Source organism: Phenylobacterium sp. (assembly GCF_030646615.1).
Lineage (GTDB): Bacteria > Pseudomonadota > Alphaproteobacteria > Caulobacterales > Caulobacteraceae > Phenylobacterium.
Map to the genome: position 1 here is coordinate 21137 of NZ_JAUSLG010000002.1, position 14141 is coordinate 35277.

The 14141-nt window shown below is 70.4% G+C and carries 13 protein-coding genes; 6 read left to right on the forward strand and 7 right to left on the reverse strand.

The genetic code is table 11. From position 1 onward, the window contains the following. Positions 1-32 precede the first annotated feature (32 nt). Complete coding sequence (locus Q7S93_RS00215; protein ID WP_304711487.1) at positions 33-1070, forward strand: glycosyltransferase family 2 protein; 1038 nt, start codon at positions 33-35, stop codon at positions 1068-1070. Here Q7S93_RS00215 and argE read toward each other — a convergent pair. Further along, positions 1030-2223, reverse strand: coding sequence for an acetylornithine deacetylase (gene argE / locus Q7S93_RS00220; protein ID WP_304711488.1), 1194 nt, complete (start codon positions 2221-2223; stop codon positions 1030-1032). The genes Q7S93_RS00215 and argE overlap by 41 nt on opposite strands. Positions 2224-2452: 229 nt before the next feature. Here argE and Q7S93_RS00225 point away from each other — a divergent pair, with 229 nt between their 5' ends. Beyond that, positions 2453-4171 (forward strand): ATP-binding protein, encoded by a 1719-nt coding sequence (locus tag Q7S93_RS00225; RefSeq protein ID WP_304711489.1) that lies wholly within the window; start codon positions 2453-2455, stop codon positions 4169-4171. 8 nt (positions 4172-4179) lie between these two features. On the opposite strand, the gene Q7S93_RS00230 is transcribed toward Q7S93_RS00225, so the two are convergent. The 4 genes from Q7S93_RS00230 to Q7S93_RS00245 form a co-directional block, all read right to left on the reverse strand. Beyond that, on the reverse strand, positions 4180-4662 hold the full coding sequence (locus tag Q7S93_RS00230; protein ID WP_304711490.1) for an FKBP-type peptidyl-prolyl cis-trans isomerase: 483 nt from the start codon (positions 4660-4662) through the stop codon (positions 4180-4182). A 26-nt stretch (positions 4663-4688) separates the two neighbouring features. Then, positions 4689-5897 carry a threonine ammonia-lyase gene (locus tag Q7S93_RS00235; protein WP_304711491.1) on the reverse strand — a complete coding sequence of 403 codons (1209 nt, stop codon included), beginning with the start codon at positions 5895-5897 and terminating at the stop codon, positions 4689-4691. A 108-nt stretch (positions 5898-6005) separates the two neighbouring features. Further along, positions 6006-7118 (reverse strand): GNAT family N-acetyltransferase, encoded by a 1113-nt coding sequence (locus Q7S93_RS00240; protein ID WP_304711492.1) that lies wholly within the window; start codon positions 7116-7118, stop codon positions 6006-6008. Positions 7119-7198: 80 nt separating this feature from the next. Next, a complete protein-coding gene (locus tag Q7S93_RS00245) occupies positions 7199-9034 on the reverse strand; it encodes an ABC transporter ATP-binding protein (RefSeq protein WP_304711529.1) in 1836 nt (611 codons plus the stop codon). A 110-nt stretch (positions 9035-9144) separates the two neighbouring features. Here Q7S93_RS00245 and Q7S93_RS00250 point away from each other — a divergent pair, with 110 nt between their 5' ends. Continuing rightward, complete coding sequence (locus Q7S93_RS00250) at positions 9145-9675, forward strand: D-glycero-alpha-D-manno-heptose-1,7-bisphosphate 7-phosphatase (RefSeq protein ID WP_304711493.1); 531 nt, start codon at positions 9145-9147, stop codon at positions 9673-9675. Positions 9676-9880: 205 nt separating this feature from the next. Here Q7S93_RS00250 and Q7S93_RS00255 read toward each other — a convergent pair whose 3' ends face one another. Beyond that, positions 9881-11503, reverse strand: a complete 1623-nt coding sequence (locus Q7S93_RS00255; RefSeq protein ID WP_304711494.1) for a cisplatin damage response ATP-dependent DNA ligase — start codon at positions 11501-11503, stop codon at positions 9881-9883. 83 nt (positions 11504-11586) lie between these two features. Between Q7S93_RS00255 and Q7S93_RS00260 the strand changes: the two genes are divergently transcribed. After that, positions 11587-11853, forward strand: a complete 267-nt coding sequence (locus Q7S93_RS00260) for a DUF3892 domain-containing protein (protein WP_304711495.1) — start codon at positions 11587-11589, stop codon at positions 11851-11853. An 11-nt stretch (positions 11854-11864) separates the two neighbouring features. Here the strand turns inward: Q7S93_RS00260 and Q7S93_RS00265 are convergent, their stop codons facing one another. Then, the gene (locus tag Q7S93_RS00265) at positions 11865-12875 is read right to left on the reverse strand and encodes a ligase-associated DNA damage response exonuclease (protein ID WP_304711496.1); all 1011 of its coding nucleotides are present in this window, start codon (positions 12873-12875) and stop codon (positions 11865-11867) included. Between the two features lie 359 nt (positions 12876-13234). Here Q7S93_RS00265 and Q7S93_RS00270 point away from each other — a divergent pair, with 359 nt between their 5' ends. Continuing rightward, a complete protein-coding gene (locus Q7S93_RS00270) occupies positions 13235-13690 on the forward strand; it encodes a PaaI family thioesterase (protein ID WP_304711497.1) in 456 nt (151 codons plus the stop codon). Next, positions 13687-14112 (forward strand): PaaI family thioesterase, encoded by a 426-nt coding sequence (locus Q7S93_RS00275; RefSeq protein ID WP_304711498.1) that lies wholly within the window; start codon positions 13687-13689, stop codon positions 14110-14112. The genes Q7S93_RS00270 and Q7S93_RS00275 overlap by 4 nt, the downstream gene beginning before the upstream one ends. Positions 14113-14141: the final 29 nt, after the last annotated feature.

Here is a 14141-nt window from a genome sequence, read left to right on the forward strand (position 1 = left end):
CTCTACGAGTCGGTGTTGGAGCGATCCCTCGCATGAACGAGCCTTCCGGCGAAGACAAGGCGCCCCCGGCGCTGAGCGTGGTCATCGTGGCCTATAACAGCGGCGCGACCCTGGGCCGCTGCGTGGCCGCCCTGGCCGCCCAGACCTTCGGTGATTTCGAGCTGATCATCGTCGATAACGACTCGCCCCAGCGCGAAGCCGCCCCTGCGGCGGCGAGCCTGCCCGGCGCCCGGGTCATCGAGGCCGGCGGCAATCTCGGCTTCGCCGCTGGCGTCAATCTGGGGGCGCGGGCGGCGCTCGGCCGCTGGCTGGTGCTGCTCAATCCCGACGCCTATCCCGATCCCGACTGGCTGGCGCAACTGGTGGCCGCCAGCCGGCGTCACCCGAAGGTGCTCTCCTTCACCTCCCGCCAGGTGATGGCCCAGGACCGCAGCGTGCTGGACGGCCTGGGCGACGTCATGTCGGCGCCGGCCATTCCCTATCGCGGCGGCTATCAGACGCCTGATCCCGGCGACTCGGCTGAGGGCGAGGTCTTCTCCCCCTGCGGGGCGGCGATGATGGTCGACCGCGCCCTCTTCCTCAGGCTCGGCGGCCTGGATGAGAGCTTCTTCTGCTACTGCGAGGATGTGGACTTCGGCTATCGCCTGCAGCTGGCGGGGGAACCCACCCTGCTGGTCCCCACAGCCGTGATCGCCCATGAGGGCTCGGCCTCGTCCGGCGGCCCGAAGTCAGAGTTCGCCGTTTTTCACGGCACGCGCAACCGCTTCTGGGTGCTGATCAAGGACACGCCGGGCCTGCTGCTGCCCATCGTCCTGCCCCTGCACCTGCTGGCCGTGGCCGTCATCGCCACCCGCCGGGAGGGGCGGCTTCAGGCGGCGGTCACCTGGCGCGGGCTCAAGGCGGCCTTCGCCGACCTGCCGCGGGTCTGGCGGTCGCGCCGCGCCGTGCAGGGGACCCGCCGGGTCGAGGCCCTCGCGCTGGCGCGCACCTGGACCTGGAACCCCAATGACCTGCGCGGCCGCCGGGCGGTCATTCGCCCGCTGCGGCCCAGTCGACGAGGCGCGCCATGAAGGCCCCGCCCCGCTCCATCTGAGAGACCTCGACGAACTCGTCCGGCTGATGGGCCTGGTCGATGGAGCCCGGCCCGCAGATGACGGTGGAGAATCCCGCCTCCTGGAACTGGCCGGCCTCGGCGGCGAAGGCCACCACCCTGGCCGGGCCATTGTCGCCGGCCAGCCTGCGGGCGAAGGCCTCGGCCGCGCCATCGGTCTCCGGCGCTAAGGGCGGGGTGTGGGAACGCTGGACCACCTCGACCCCGGTGTCGGGGAAGCGGGCCTTGAGCGCCGCGTCGGCGGCTTCGCAGGCGGCGAAGAAGGGGGCCAGCACCGCCTTGGGGTCGAGGCCCGGCGGGCTGCGCAGGTCGAAGAAGAAGACGCATTCCCGGGCCAGGATGTTCACCGCCGTGCCGCCATTCACCTGGCCGACCGTCAAGGTCGCGTGCCTGGGCGTGAAGGGCGAGGCCGGATCGGCGTCGCGCTCCAGCTGTTCGGCCAGATCACACAGCATCCCCATCAGCCGGATGGCGACCATATTGGCCGAGGCGCCCAGCTGGGTCTGGCTGGAATGGGCCTCATGGCCGCGCACGGTCACCCGGAAGGTGTTGATCCCCTTGTGGCCGCTGACCGCCTCCATATTGGTGGGTTCGCCGACCACCACCAGGGCTGGCCGTGGCAGCTCGCTGGCGATGATGCGGATCATGTCCGGGGCGCCGATACAGCCCACCTCCTCGTCATAGGAGAAGGCCAGGTGGACCGGCTTCTTCGGCTGGACGGACAGGATGTCGGGGACGGCGGCCAGGGACAGGGCCAGGAAGCCCTTCATGTCGCAGGTCCCGCGGCCATAGAGCCGGCCGCCCCGGGGGGTGACCTGGAAGGGATCGGAGGTCCAGGGCTGGCCGTCCACCGGCACCACGTCGGTATGGCCCGACAGCACCACCCCGCCGGGAATGTCCGGGCCGATGGTGGCGATCAGGTTGGTCTTGGTCCCGTCGGCGTTGGGAACCCGCCGGTGGCCGACCCCATGGCCATCGAGATAGGCCTCGACCCATTCGATCAGGGCCAGGTTGGAAAGCCGGGAGGTGGTGTCGAAGGCCACCAGGCGGTCGAGGATCTCGAGCGCCCTGGGAGTGAGGGTCTGGGGCGTAAGGGTCTGGGAGGAGGACATGGCCCAAGCCTAGACCTCCGCGCGGCCCTGCTCCAGCGCTCGGCGCACATCAAGGCCACAAGACCGCGCCCAGGCCAAAAGCGCCCAGCATTCGCCCAGCGGCCGCGTCGCCGGCCCCGATGGGCGCCCACATCATGGCCGGGTGTTTCACTAGGCGTTAAGGGGCGAGCACTATGATTAATTCTCGTCTTGAGGGAGGCCGAGCCCAAGGGGCGCCGGTTCATTATCCATGAGGGGCCAGTCAGGCCGATCGGCGCGTTGGGTCGATGTGGCGCGCTTCCGCAAGCGGGACGTCCGGATCATCCTGCCGCTCACCCTCGTCGCCGCCGCCGGGAGCCTCGTCTGGCTGGAGTCGGTCTTCGTCGGCGTCTGGCTGGGCGTCAATATCGCCCTGCAGCTGCTCAACCAGATGCTCTGCCGGCGCATCCTGGCCCATGACGCGCCGGGGTCGCGGGACGAAGCCGCCCTCGCCGGCTTCACCTTCATCCAGACCCTGGGCTATGGCGTCCTGCCCTTTGCCCTGCTGATGATCGGGCAGCAGAACGCCACCGTGGCGGCCATGGCCATGATCGGCGCCGTGGCCCTGAGCGGAGCTTCCGAGCTGCCGGCTTCTCGCCGGATCGCCGCCGCCGCGCTGGCGGCCATCGGCGGGATGGCGGCCGGCGGCCTTCTGTTCAGCCCCCACGACGGCAGCAGGGCGGCCCTGACGGTGGCCCTCGTCGCGGTCGCCTGCCTGTTCGCCTATGTGCTGGAAGCCGCCCTGCACCGGGAGGCGGTCGAGGCTCGCCTGGCGGACGCCCTGGTCCAGGCCAGGACCCAGGAGCGGGCCGCCGAGACGGCCAACATGGCCAAGAGCACCTTCCTGGCGACCATGAGCCACGAGATCCGCACCCCCCTGAACGGGGTGCTCGGCATGGCCCAGGTAATGGCCGGCGACGAGCTGAGCCTGGCCCAACGCGAACGCCTGGACGTGATCCGCCAGTCCGGCGAGGCCCTGACCGCCCTGCTCAACAATGTGCTCGACCTCTCCAAGATCGAGGCCGGTCAGATGGAGGTCGAGGCCATCGCCTTCGACCTCGCCGCCCTGGTGGATTCGGCCCGGTCGGCCTTTGCGACCCTGGCGGCCGACAAGGGGCTGGACCTCAATCTCGAGATCGCCCCGTCCGCCCGTGGCGTCTTCGAGGGCGATCCCACCCGGCTGCGGCAGGTGATCTACAACCTCGTCGCCAACGCCGTGAAATTCACCGACCAGGGCCAGATCACCCTGGGGGCCGAGGCTGGTCCACAGGGCGTGCGGATCTGGGTGGCCGATACAGGGCCGGGCCTGGACGAGGCCCAGCAGGCCCGGCTGTTCGCCCGCTTCGCCCAACTGGACGCCTCCACCACCCGTCGGCACGGGGGCACGGGCCTCGGCCTGGCCATCTCGCAAGAGCTTTGCGCCCTCATGGGCGGGACCCTGGGCGTGGTCAGCACGCCCGGCTCGGGCTCGGTCTTCACCCTGGTCCTGCCCCTGCCCCGGCTGGCGGAGGCCGAACCGACCGCCGAGGTCGCGCAGGCGGCGCCTGACAACAAGCTTGGCCGCCTGCGGGTGCTGGCCGCCGAGGACAACAACGTCAACCAGGTGGTGCTGCGCGCCCTGCTGGCGCCCTTGGGCATCGAGCCGGTCATGGTCGCCGATGGCGCCGCGGCTCTTGCGGCCTGGGAGACCGGGGACTGGGACCTAGTGCTGATGGATGTGCGCATGCCGGTGATGGACGGCCTGACCGCCACCCGCGAAATCCGCGCCCGGGAGCTGGCCCAGAGCCGCCGGCGCACACCGATCATCGGCCTGTCGGCCGACGCCATGGCCCATCAGGTGGACGAACTCCTGGCCGCCGGCATGGACCACCATGTCAGCAAGCCGATCGACGTCACCCGCCTCTACGGGGTCCTCGAAGCCGCCCTCTGAGCCCCGCCTCAGCCCCGCTGGACGCGGCCGGGACCTGGCAGCACATCAATCAGCTCGATGCGGAAGATCAGCACGCTGTTGGGCGGGATCGGACCCTGCCCGGATTCGCCATAGCCCATCTCCGGCGGCACGGTGATGATCCATTCGTCGCCGGGCCGCATCAGGGGCAGCACTTCGAGCCAGGCCGGGATCAGCCCCGACAGGGGCATGGCCGCCGGCACGCCGCGCTCATAGGACGAATCGAACACCTCGCCGTCGGCGAGCTTGCCCTCATAGTGGACCTTGACCTCGTCGGCCTCGGTGGGCTTCAGCCCTTCCGGCGGGCCGGAACGGACGATCTCGTACTGGACGCCCGAGGGCAGGGTCTCGACCCCCTCGCGCTCGGCGTTCTCCTCCATATAGACCGCAGCCTCAGAGGCGGCCTCGTCCCCTTGAGGGGAACAGGCGACCAGGGCGAGGGCTGCGGCCAGGGCGAGCAGGGGGGCGAGCATCAAGGCGATCCTTGGCTGGTGAAGGGTCAGACGGCGCGGGGCGGATAGCCCCGCTCGCGCAGGGCTTCCATGATTTCCTGAGTATGCTGGGCGTCGCGGGTCTCGATCATGATGTCGAACTCCGCCCCCTTGGCCGGCACGTCCAGGGCCAGGCGGTTGTGGGCCACCTCGACGATATTGGCGCCCATCTGGCCGATGATCGCCGAAACATTGCCCAGCAGGCCCGGCCGGTCGTCGCCGATGATCCGCAGCGACACCAGGCGCTGCTCGCGCACCAGCTCCCGGGTCAGGACCGAGGCCAGCAGGCGGGTGTCGATATTGCCGCCGGTGATGATCAGCCCGGCCTTCTTGCCACGGAACCGCTCGGGATAGGCCAGCAGTCCGGCCAGGGCTGCAGCGCCCGCGCCCTCGGCGACGGTCTTTTCCACATTGCAGTAGAGGGCCACGGCGCGTTCGAAGAAGGGCTCCTCGACCAGCAGGACCTCATCGATCAGCGGCCGGGCGACGCCGTAGCTGACATCGCCCACCTGCTTGACGGCGATGCCCTCGGCGATGGTCGCCCCGCCGGCGCCGCTGGGACCATTCACCCCGCGCATGCGGGCGGTGAAGGAGGGGTACATGGCCGGCTCCAGCCCCACCACCTTGATCTCGGGCCGCAGATGCTTGGCCGCCGTGGCGCAGCCGGCGATCAGCCCACCGCCGCCGATGGGGATGGGCAGCACGTCCAGGTCCGGCACGTCCTCGAGCATCTCCAGCGCGACCGTGCCCTGGCCGGCCATGACGTCCAGGTCGTTGAACGGATGGACGAAGACCAGGTCGCGATCCTCGCAGATCTGCTTGGCCCGGCCGGAGGCCTCGTCATAGCCCTCGCCGTCCAGCACCACCTCGGCCCCGAAGGCGCGGGTCTGCTGCACCTTCACGAAGGGGGTGGACCGCGGCATGACGATGGTCACCGGAATGCCCAGGCGCGCGGCGTGATAGGCCAGGCCCTGGCTGTGATTGCCGGCCGAGGCGGCGATGACGCCGCGCTTCTTCTCGGCCTCGGTGAGCTGCAAGAGCTTGTTGAGCGCCCCGCGCTCCTTGTAGGCGGCGGTGAACTGCAGGTTCTCGAACTTCACCCAGACCTCGGCGCCGGTAATCTCCGACAAGGTTCGCGACAGGCGGCACGGCGTGCGCTCGATATGCCCGTTCAGCCGGGCGGCTGCGGCGCGGATGTCGTCGATGGAAAGCGTCATGAAGGTCGGTGGTCCGGGGAGGCCGCCCAGATATGGTGCGGGCGGGAAGGCGGGCAACCTATCGGGCGCGGGCGCCCTCCGCAATGTCGGGGCGATGTCAGGTCAGCGTCAGGCCGAGCGCAGGCCCCGCAGGCGGTCGACCCGGCGCATGGCCTTGCCCGGCAGCTCCGAGGCTGCGCCCAGCGGCAGGGCTTCGGCGGCCCGCCGCAGGCTGTAGGCGGCCTGGCGCAGCAGGGTGGCCGGCGACAGCACGCCGACGAAGCCGTGGCCGACCCGGACCTCGGCATTGGCCAGTTCGCGCTTGAAGCGATAGTCGCCGGCGCCCAGGTCCAGGCGGCTATAGGGGGTCGTGTCCATCCAGCGCAGGATGTCCTGGAACAGCAGCAGGCCCGGCGAGGAGCGCTCGAACTCGGGATTGTGGGCGATCAGCCAGCCGTGGATGGTGCGCCCGCTGCGCAGGTGCAGGTGCGCCGCCGCCAGCTTGCCGCCGATATGCAGGGTGAACAGGGCCGCGCCGAAATCGGGGTCGCGGCTTTCGAACAGGTCGGCCAGCAGCCGCCGCGTCCAGCCCGGCTGGAAAAGATCGAACTGGCCGGTGGCCCGCAGCTGCGCCCGCTTCCAGGCGATCAGCTGGTCATAGTCGCTGGACGACCGGTTGAAGGCGGTGAAGACCACCTCCCCCAGCTCGCGCTCGGCCTTGCGGCGCTTCTTGTCGCAGTCCTTGAGCAGGCCGACGCCCGCGGCCCGGCGCTCGGCGGCGTAGGCCTCATAGCTTTCGCCGATCTCGACCACATAGGAGACCGACTCCCCGTGGGAAAAGCCCTGGAAGGGGCCGCTGTCGTCCAGCATGTGGCAGAAGTCCAGCCGCTGGACCCGCAGGGCCGAGACGATGGCCCGGGCGTCGATCTCCACGCCGGGCGCGGCCACCAGGCCCTGATAGTCGCAGAAGGGCGCGCCGGCCGGCAGGGCCGTGGCCCCGCCCACATGGGCGGCCATGAAGCCGAGGTCCTGGGCGCCGTCGGTGACCACCGCCACCCGCACGCCGCGGGCCCCGCCGCCGGTGCGCGCCTGGGCCCGCTCCACCGCCCGCGCCCAGTGGGGCGAGAGGAAGGGGCTGTCATAGGCGGCGTCGGTCTGCTGGCTCTGCAGCTCGGCCCAGCGCTGCAGGCGCGCAGGGGTCAGGTCCTGGGGACGAACGACCTCGATATGCAGGGCGGACATGGACGGCGATACTCGACAGGGTTGCAGTCAAGCCACCCTAGGCCGCCAAGGGTTTCCGACGGGTTGCCGAAAACCCCCGTTCAGGCTGCGCCGCGGTTTTCCCAGTCGACGTCGAACTCCGACACCAGGTGGCCGGGCGCCACCTCGCTCAGGCGGGGCACATAGATGGGCGCCAGGGGATCGACGCTGACCCGGGAGGGCAGGAAGCGCAGGGCGGCGCCGGGGTCCATCGGGCTCGGCGGCTCGCCGGTCAGCTTGATCCGCTGGCGGTTGCGCTCCCGGTCGGGATCGGGGATCGGCGCGGCCGAAAGCAGGGCCCGGGTATAGGGGTGCTGGGGATCGGCATAGAGCCTGTCGCGGTCGGCCATCTCCATCACCCGGCCGAGGAACAGCACCATCACCCGGTGGCTGATCTCGCGGACCACCGCCAGGTCGTGGCTGATGAAGATCATCGCCAGGCCCATCTCCTTCTGCAGGTCGATGAGCAGATCGATGATCTGGGCGCGGATCGAGACGTCCAGGGCCGAGACCGCCTCGTCGCAGATGACCAGCTTGGGCTTCAGGATCATGGCCCGGGCGATGCCCACCCGCTGGTTCTGGCCGCCGGACAGTTCGTGCGGATAGCGGTTGATCAGCTCGGGCGAGAGGCCGGCGCGGGCCATCATGCCGGCCACCTCGGCGTCGCGGGCGTCGCGGTTCAGCTGCGGGGCGAAGATCTTCAGGGGCTCGGCGATGGAGTCGCCGATGGTCATGCGCGGATCGAGGCTGGCCAAGGGGTCCTGGAAGACGATCTGCAGGTCCTTGCGGGCCGCCCGCATCTCCGCCTTCTGGGCGTGGGTGATGTCGCGGCCCATCAGGGTGACGACCCCGTCGGTGGGCTTGATCAGGTTCAGCACCGCCCGCGACAGGGTGGACTTGCCGCAGCCGCTCTCGCCCACCACGCCCAGGGTCTCGCCCTGGCGCACGTCGAAGGAGACCCCGTCCACCGCGCGCAGCTGGCGGGTCCCGCCCATCAGGCCCTGGCGGATCGGAAACCAGACCTTCACGTCCCGGGCCTCGACGATCACCGGGGCGTCGGCGGCGACGGGCGTGACGGTGGGCCGGCCGCCGCGGTCGGCGCGGTCCAGCCTGGGAATCGCGTCCAGCAGGTCGCGGGTGTACTGGACCTTGGGGGCGGCGAAGAGCTGGCGCACCGGCCCCTCCTCCACATACTGACCATCCTTCATCACGCAGACCCGGTCGGCGAGGCGGGCGATGACCCCCATGTCGTGGGTGATCAGCACCATGGCCGTGCCGGTCTCACGGCCGAGCTCAGCCATCAGGTCGAGAATCTCGGCCTGGACGGTGACATCCAGCGCCGTGGTCGGCTCATCGGCGATCAGCAGTTCGGGGCCGCCGGCCATGGCCGCGGCCACCATCACCCGCTGGCGCATGCCGCCGGACAGCTCGTGCGGATACTGGCGCAGGCGCCGAGCGGCGTCGGGAATACGCACATGGTCCAGCCACTGGCGCGCCCTGGCCATGGCGTCGCTGGCCGACAGGCCCAGATGCAGCCGCAGGGGCTCGGCGATCTGCTCGCCGATCCGCACATGGGGGGTGAGCGCCGTCAGCGGATCCTGGAAGATCATGGTCATCTTCGAACCGCGCAGGCGGTTGAGCGCCCGGGGCTTCAGCCCCAGAATCTCCTGGCCCTGGAACCGCACCGAGCCGGTGGCCCGGCCGTTCTGGGCCAGCAGGCCCATGACCGTCATGAAGGTCTGGCTCTTGCCCGAGCCGCTTTCGCCCACCACGCCGAGGGTCTCGCCGCGGGCCACCTGCAGGCTCACCCCGCGCACGGCCGCGACCGGGCCGTCATGGGTGTCGAAGGTGACCTTCAGATCATCGATCGCCAGGACGGGCGGGGCGGATTCTGTCACGGACAAGGGCGAACTCCAGATCGTCTGGCGCCGACCATAGACCGGGCGGCGCCCCTTGTGAAACAACCGGAACATCCGTCCCCGTTCCGCCGTCCGGAGGCCCACCGACCATGTCCCCGCCCCACGCCTCACCGCCAAGGCCCGCCCTCTTCCTGGACCGGGACGGCGTGCTGAACCTCGACCGGGGCTATGTGTCGCGCTGGGAGGACTTCACCTGGGTGGCCGGCGCCCGGGCCGTGGTGCGGGCCTTCAACCAGGCCGGCTGGTGGGTCTTCGTGGTCACCAACCAGTCGGGGATCGGCCGGGGCTATTACACCGAGGCCGACATGCACGCCCTGCATGACCGGATGGCCGAGGATCTGGCGCAGGACGGGGCGCGGATCGACGCCTTCTACTGGTGCCCGCACCATCCAGACGCGGCCGAAGAGCGCTACCGTCACCCTGACCCGCCCGATCGCAAGCCCAATCCTGGCATGCTGCTGCGGGCCATGGCCGACTGGCCGGTGGACCGGCAGGCCTCCTTCATGGTCGGCGACAAGCCCGGCGACATGGAGGCCGCCGCCCGCGCCGGCGTCGAGGGCCTGCGGTTCGAAGGCGGCGACCTGCGCGCCTTCCTCAAGGCCCAGGGCCGCCTGCCCTGAGGGGCGCGCGCGTCACGAGGGATCCTGGGCGCGAGGCCCGGATGACGTGGTGGGGCGGGGGCGCAGACGGCCGTCTCGCGCGCCGCAGGCGTCCGAAAGACGAACCACAAAGGGCACGAAGGCCACCAAGAAAGGCGCGGCGCCTTCGCGCCCTTTGTGGGCTTCGTGGTTGACCCAACTCGCCCTCGAAGGACGCAAGGCCTCCCTACCGCCGCTCCATCTGGTCCAGCATCCGCTCCAGGGTGGCGAGCTCGTCGGCCTCGCCGGGCGGCTTGTCCCAGCGCAGGCGGCTGATGCGGGGGAAGCGCATGGCCACCCCGGACTTGTGCCGGGGGGAGCGCTGCAGCCCCTCGAAGGCCACCTCGAAGACCAGGCCCATCTGCGGTTCGGCGCGGACCGAACGCACCGGGCCGAACCGCTCGAGGGTGTTGTCGCGGACGAACTTGTCGATCTGCTTCAACTCGGCGTCGGTGAAACCGAAATAGGCCTTGCCCACCGGCGTCAGGACGCGCTCGCCCTCAGGGCCGGTCGTCCACACCCCGAAGGTATAGTCGGAATAGAAGCTCGAGCTCATGCCGTGGCCGCGCTGGGCGTACATCAGCACCGCGTCGATCAGGAACGGGTCGCGCTTCCACTTGAACCACGGCCCCTTGGGGCGGCCGGCCTCATAGATCGAGGTCAGGTGCTTGAGCATCAGACCCTCGGCGATCTGCGGGTCCCCGGGGGGCGGATCGGCCCGCAGCTCGGCCAGCTCGGCCCAGGTCCCGAAGGGCTGCAGGGGTGACAGATCGATGCGCGGATCGGCCAGCCTCGCCACCAGGGCCTCCAGCCGCGCCCGCCGCTCGGTGAAGGCCAGGGTCCGCAGGTCCTCGCCCGCCAGGGCCAGGATGTCATAGGCGCGGATGGCGGCCGGATAGGCCCGCAGCATCTTGGCGTCGACGGTCTTGCGGTTCAGCCGCTGCTGCAGGTCGCCGAACGGCGCCACCACGCCCTCGCGGCGCACCAGCAGTTCGCCATCCAGGGCCCCCTCGAAGTCCAGCGCCTCGACCACGTCGGGAAAGACCCCGGAGATGTCATCGCCGGTGCGGCTGTAGAGCCGCTTCACGCCGGCCTCGCTGACCGCCTGGATGCGGATGCCGTCCCACTTCCACTCCGCCGCATAGGCGTCAGCGTCCAGCCGCCCGAAGTCCGCCGCCTCGTCGATGGCCTGGGCCAGCATCACCGGCCGGAACCGCCCCGGCGCATCGGGGGAGGGCCGCGTCCCATGCCCCTCCAGCCAGGCGAACAGGTCTTCATAGGGCGCGTGCAGGGCGTGCCAGACCTCCTCCACCTCGCCGATCGCCACCCCGCCCAGGTCGGCGCAGGCCTGCTTGGCCAGGCGCGAGGAGACGCCCACGCGAAGACCGCCGGTCATCAGCTTCAGCAACGCCCAGCGGGCGGTGGGATCGGTGAGCGCATCGAGCCAGCCCTCGATCAGCCGCTGCACCTCGGGCCGCGTGGCGCCGGCGAGCGCATCCACCACCTCCGACAGCTCCGGCTCGCGATTGGCGCCGGGCCGCGTCGGCCAGACCAGGGCCACCGTCTCGGCCAGGTCCCCCACATAGTCATAGGACCAGCGGAACAGGATGGCGTCCATCCGCTCTTCCACCGCCTTGCGGATGAAGGCCGGCTTGGCGGCGGAAAAGCTCAGCTCGCCAGTCAGCGCCGCCAGGGCCCAGCCGCGATCAGGGTCCGGCGTCGTCGCCAGATAGTCCCGCACCAGGGTCAGCTTGGCGTTGCGCGAGGCGGTCAGGGACAGGCGGTCGAGCAGCTCGGCGAAGGCGCGCATCAGGACCGCAGCCCCGGCTGGCGCGCCGCGAGACTTGGGCTATAGCGAAGGCGACCGCCGCCCAAGACCGGGAGCCCCTGACCATGGCCGACGCCCGCGTGACCTGCGTCACCAAACAGCCCCGCAAGAGCCCGCACGAGGGGATCACCCATCTGGGGGGGCATGGCTGGAAGCGCACCAAGGCCGAGGTGATCGCCGCCATCGAGGGGGGCCGCGACACCTTCTATATCCAGGTCGGCGTCACCCGGGCCGAGATCGGCGTGCTGAACGGGCCGAACGGCAAGTATCTGCGGGCCTATGAGCATGGCCAGTGGAACGACAGCCTGCTGACCCTGCCCACCTGCATCTGAGCGCGGCCGCCTCACGCCTCGTCCTCTTCCTCATAGCCCACCAGGGCCAGGGCCCGGGCGGGGATGCCCGCAAGCTCGGCCCAGCGGGCCAGGGCCTCCTCCCGGCCGTGGGTGATCCACAGCTCGCCGGGGCGGATCTCGTCCACCGTGGCGGTCAGTTCGTCCCAGTCGGCATGGTCGGAGATGATCAGCGGCAGCTCCACGCCCCGCTGCCGGGCCCGGGCGCGCACCCGCATCCAGCCCGAGGCGAAGGCCAGGACCGGATCGTTGAACCGGCGGCCCCAGCGGTCGGCGAGCGCCGAGGGCGGGCCGACGACGATGGCCCCGGCGAAGTCCTGTTTCTTGTCCGTGGTGGCCGGCAGGAGCGGACCCAGATCCACCCCGTGGTTCTCATAGAGGCGGTTGAGGCGTTCCAGCGCGCCGTGGACGTAGATCGGCCTGTCCCAGCCGCCTTCGCGCAGCAGGCGGATGACCCGCTGGGCCTTTCCCAGGGCATAGGCGCCGACCATGTGGGTCCGCTCGGGAAACTGAGCCACCGAACGCAGCAGGCGGGCGATCTCGCCGGCGTCGTCGGGGTGGCGAAAGACCGGCAGGCCGAAGGTGGCCTCGCTGATGAAGACGTCGCAGGGCACGGGCTCGAAGGCCGCGCAGGTGGGATCGCGCCGTCGCTTGTAATCGCCGGACACCACCATGGTCAGGCCCTTCCAGCGGACCACCGCCTGGGCCGAGCCCAGGACGTGGCCGGCCGGGACCAGGGTCACCGCCACATCATCGCGGGCCACGGTCTCCCCATAGGGCGAGGCCTGGCGGGTCTGGGCGAAGTCTGCGCCATAGCGCTCGCCCATGATGGCCAGGGTTTCCGGCGTCGCCAGCACGGCGCCGTGGCCGGCCCGGGCGTGGTCGGCATGGCCGTGGGTGACCACCGCGCGGGCCACCGGCCGGACGGGGTCGATATAGAAATCGCCGGGCGCGCAATAGAGTCCCTCGGGGCGAGGACAGAGCAGATCCTGCGGCTTGATCATCGCCCCTCCAGATGGTGAGGCCCGCGCCTCCCCGCCAGATTACGGAATGTCCATTTCATTACACAGTATTCATATTGTGAAATCGGGCTCATGACCAAGACGTAACGAGTATTCGAAGATCGGCAGATCTATACACGGGTCATCGGAACGCGGCCGACGCGCTCCACCCTCACAAGACCAGAGAGACCCGCCATGATCCGCACCAACCTTCTCGCCTTCGCCAATATCGCGCTCGCCGCCACCCCAATCCTGGCCATCGCCATCGCCGCCTACAGCAACACCCTGCCCCTGTTCTAAACGGCTCAGGGCGGCGCCGTTTCCGTTGACCACCCCAAGGGCAAGCCGCTACGCCCTCAGGGATGGTCAAGCCGCCCGACTTCATCGCCGCCATGACCGGGAGCCTCGATGAGGAGGCGGCCCGGCACATGGTCACCCGCACGCCTCAGACGCAGGCGCTCGGCTTCCAGTTCGTCTCCATCAGTGAAGCCCGCGGCGCCATCCGGGTTCCCTGGCGCGCCGACCTGGTGGGGGACCCCGAGACCGGGGTCATCGCCTCGGGCGTCGTCACCACCCTGCTGGACCATGTCTGCGGCCTGTCGATCCGCGCGGCCAATGCGGTCCCCCAGGGCACGCTGGACCTGCGCATCGACTATATGCGGCCGGCCCGGCCCCAGGCCGATCTCGTCGCCGACGGCCACTGCTACAAGCTCACCCGCACCATCGCCTTCGTCCGGGCCCTGGCCCATGACGGCGATCCGGACGACCCGGTGGCCACCGCCCAGGCGGCCTTCGCCCTGATCGGGGGCGGGGCATGAGCCTTGAAACCACGCCGGCCGAGCGGCTGGCCGCCTTCCTGGCGCGCACCCCCTATATCGCCTTCCTCGGCATGCGGGCCGAGCTGGCCGGGGACGAGATGACCGCCATCCTGCCGTTCTCGCCGCACCTGATCGGCAACACCCTGCTGCCGGCCCTGCACGGGGGCGTGCTGGGCGCCTTCATGGAGATGACGGCGCTGGCTCAGCTGGCGGTGATCACCGGGGGGCCGAGGCCCGCCAAGACCATCGACGTCACCATCGACTATCTGCGGCCCGGCCGGCCGATGGACACCTACGCCCGGGCGGAGATCAAGAAGGCTGGGCGGCGGATCTCCAGCGTCCATGTGGAGGCCTGGCAGGAGGCCCGCGCCAAGCCCGTCGCCGCCATCCGCGGCCACTTCCAGACGCCCACCGAGGGCTGAAGACCTTAGCCTCGACAGGGCCAAGCCGG

Bases quoted from the DNA above. Each gene is read 5' to 3' on its own strand.
- Q7S93_RS00215 (WP_304711487.1), top strand. From the start codon at position 33: ATGAACGAGCCTTCCGGCGAAGACAAGGCGCCCCCGGCGCTGAGCGTG.
- argE (WP_304711488.1), bottom strand. From the start codon at position 2,223: ATGTCCTCCTCCCAGACCCTTACGCCCCAGACCCTCACTCCCAGGGCG.
- Q7S93_RS00225 (WP_304711489.1), top strand. From the start codon at position 2,453: ATGAGGGGCCAGTCAGGCCGATCGGCGCGTTGGGTCGATGTGGCGCGC.
- Q7S93_RS00230 (WP_304711490.1), bottom strand. From the start codon at position 4,662: ATGCTCGCCCCCCTGCTCGCCCTGGCCGCAGCCCTCGCCCTGGTCGCC.
- Q7S93_RS00235 (WP_304711491.1), bottom strand. From the start codon at position 5,897: ATGACGCTTTCCATCGACGACATCCGCGCCGCAGCCGCCCGGCTGAAC.
- Q7S93_RS00240 (WP_304711492.1), bottom strand. From the start codon at position 7,118: ATGTCCGCCCTGCATATCGAGGTCGTTCGTCCCCAGGACCTGACCCCT.
- Q7S93_RS00250 (WP_304711493.1), top strand. From the start codon at position 9,145: ATGTCCCCGCCCCACGCCTCACCGCCAAGGCCCGCCCTCTTCCTGGAC.
- Q7S93_RS00255 (WP_304711494.1), bottom strand. From the start codon at position 11,503: ATGCGCGCCTTCGCCGAGCTGCTCGACCGCCTGTCCCTGACCGCCTCG.
- Q7S93_RS00260 (WP_304711495.1), top strand. From the start codon at position 11,587: ATGGCCGACGCCCGCGTGACCTGCGTCACCAAACAGCCCCGCAAGAGC.
- Q7S93_RS00265 (WP_304711496.1), bottom strand. From the start codon at position 12,875: ATGATCAAGCCGCAGGATCTGCTCTGTCCTCGCCCCGAGGGACTCTAT.
- Q7S93_RS00270 (WP_304711497.1), top strand. From the start codon at position 13,235: ATGGTCAAGCCGCCCGACTTCATCGCCGCCATGACCGGGAGCCTCGAT.
- Q7S93_RS00275 (WP_304711498.1), top strand. From the start codon at position 13,687: ATGAGCCTTGAAACCACGCCGGCCGAGCGGCTGGCCGCCTTCCTGGCG.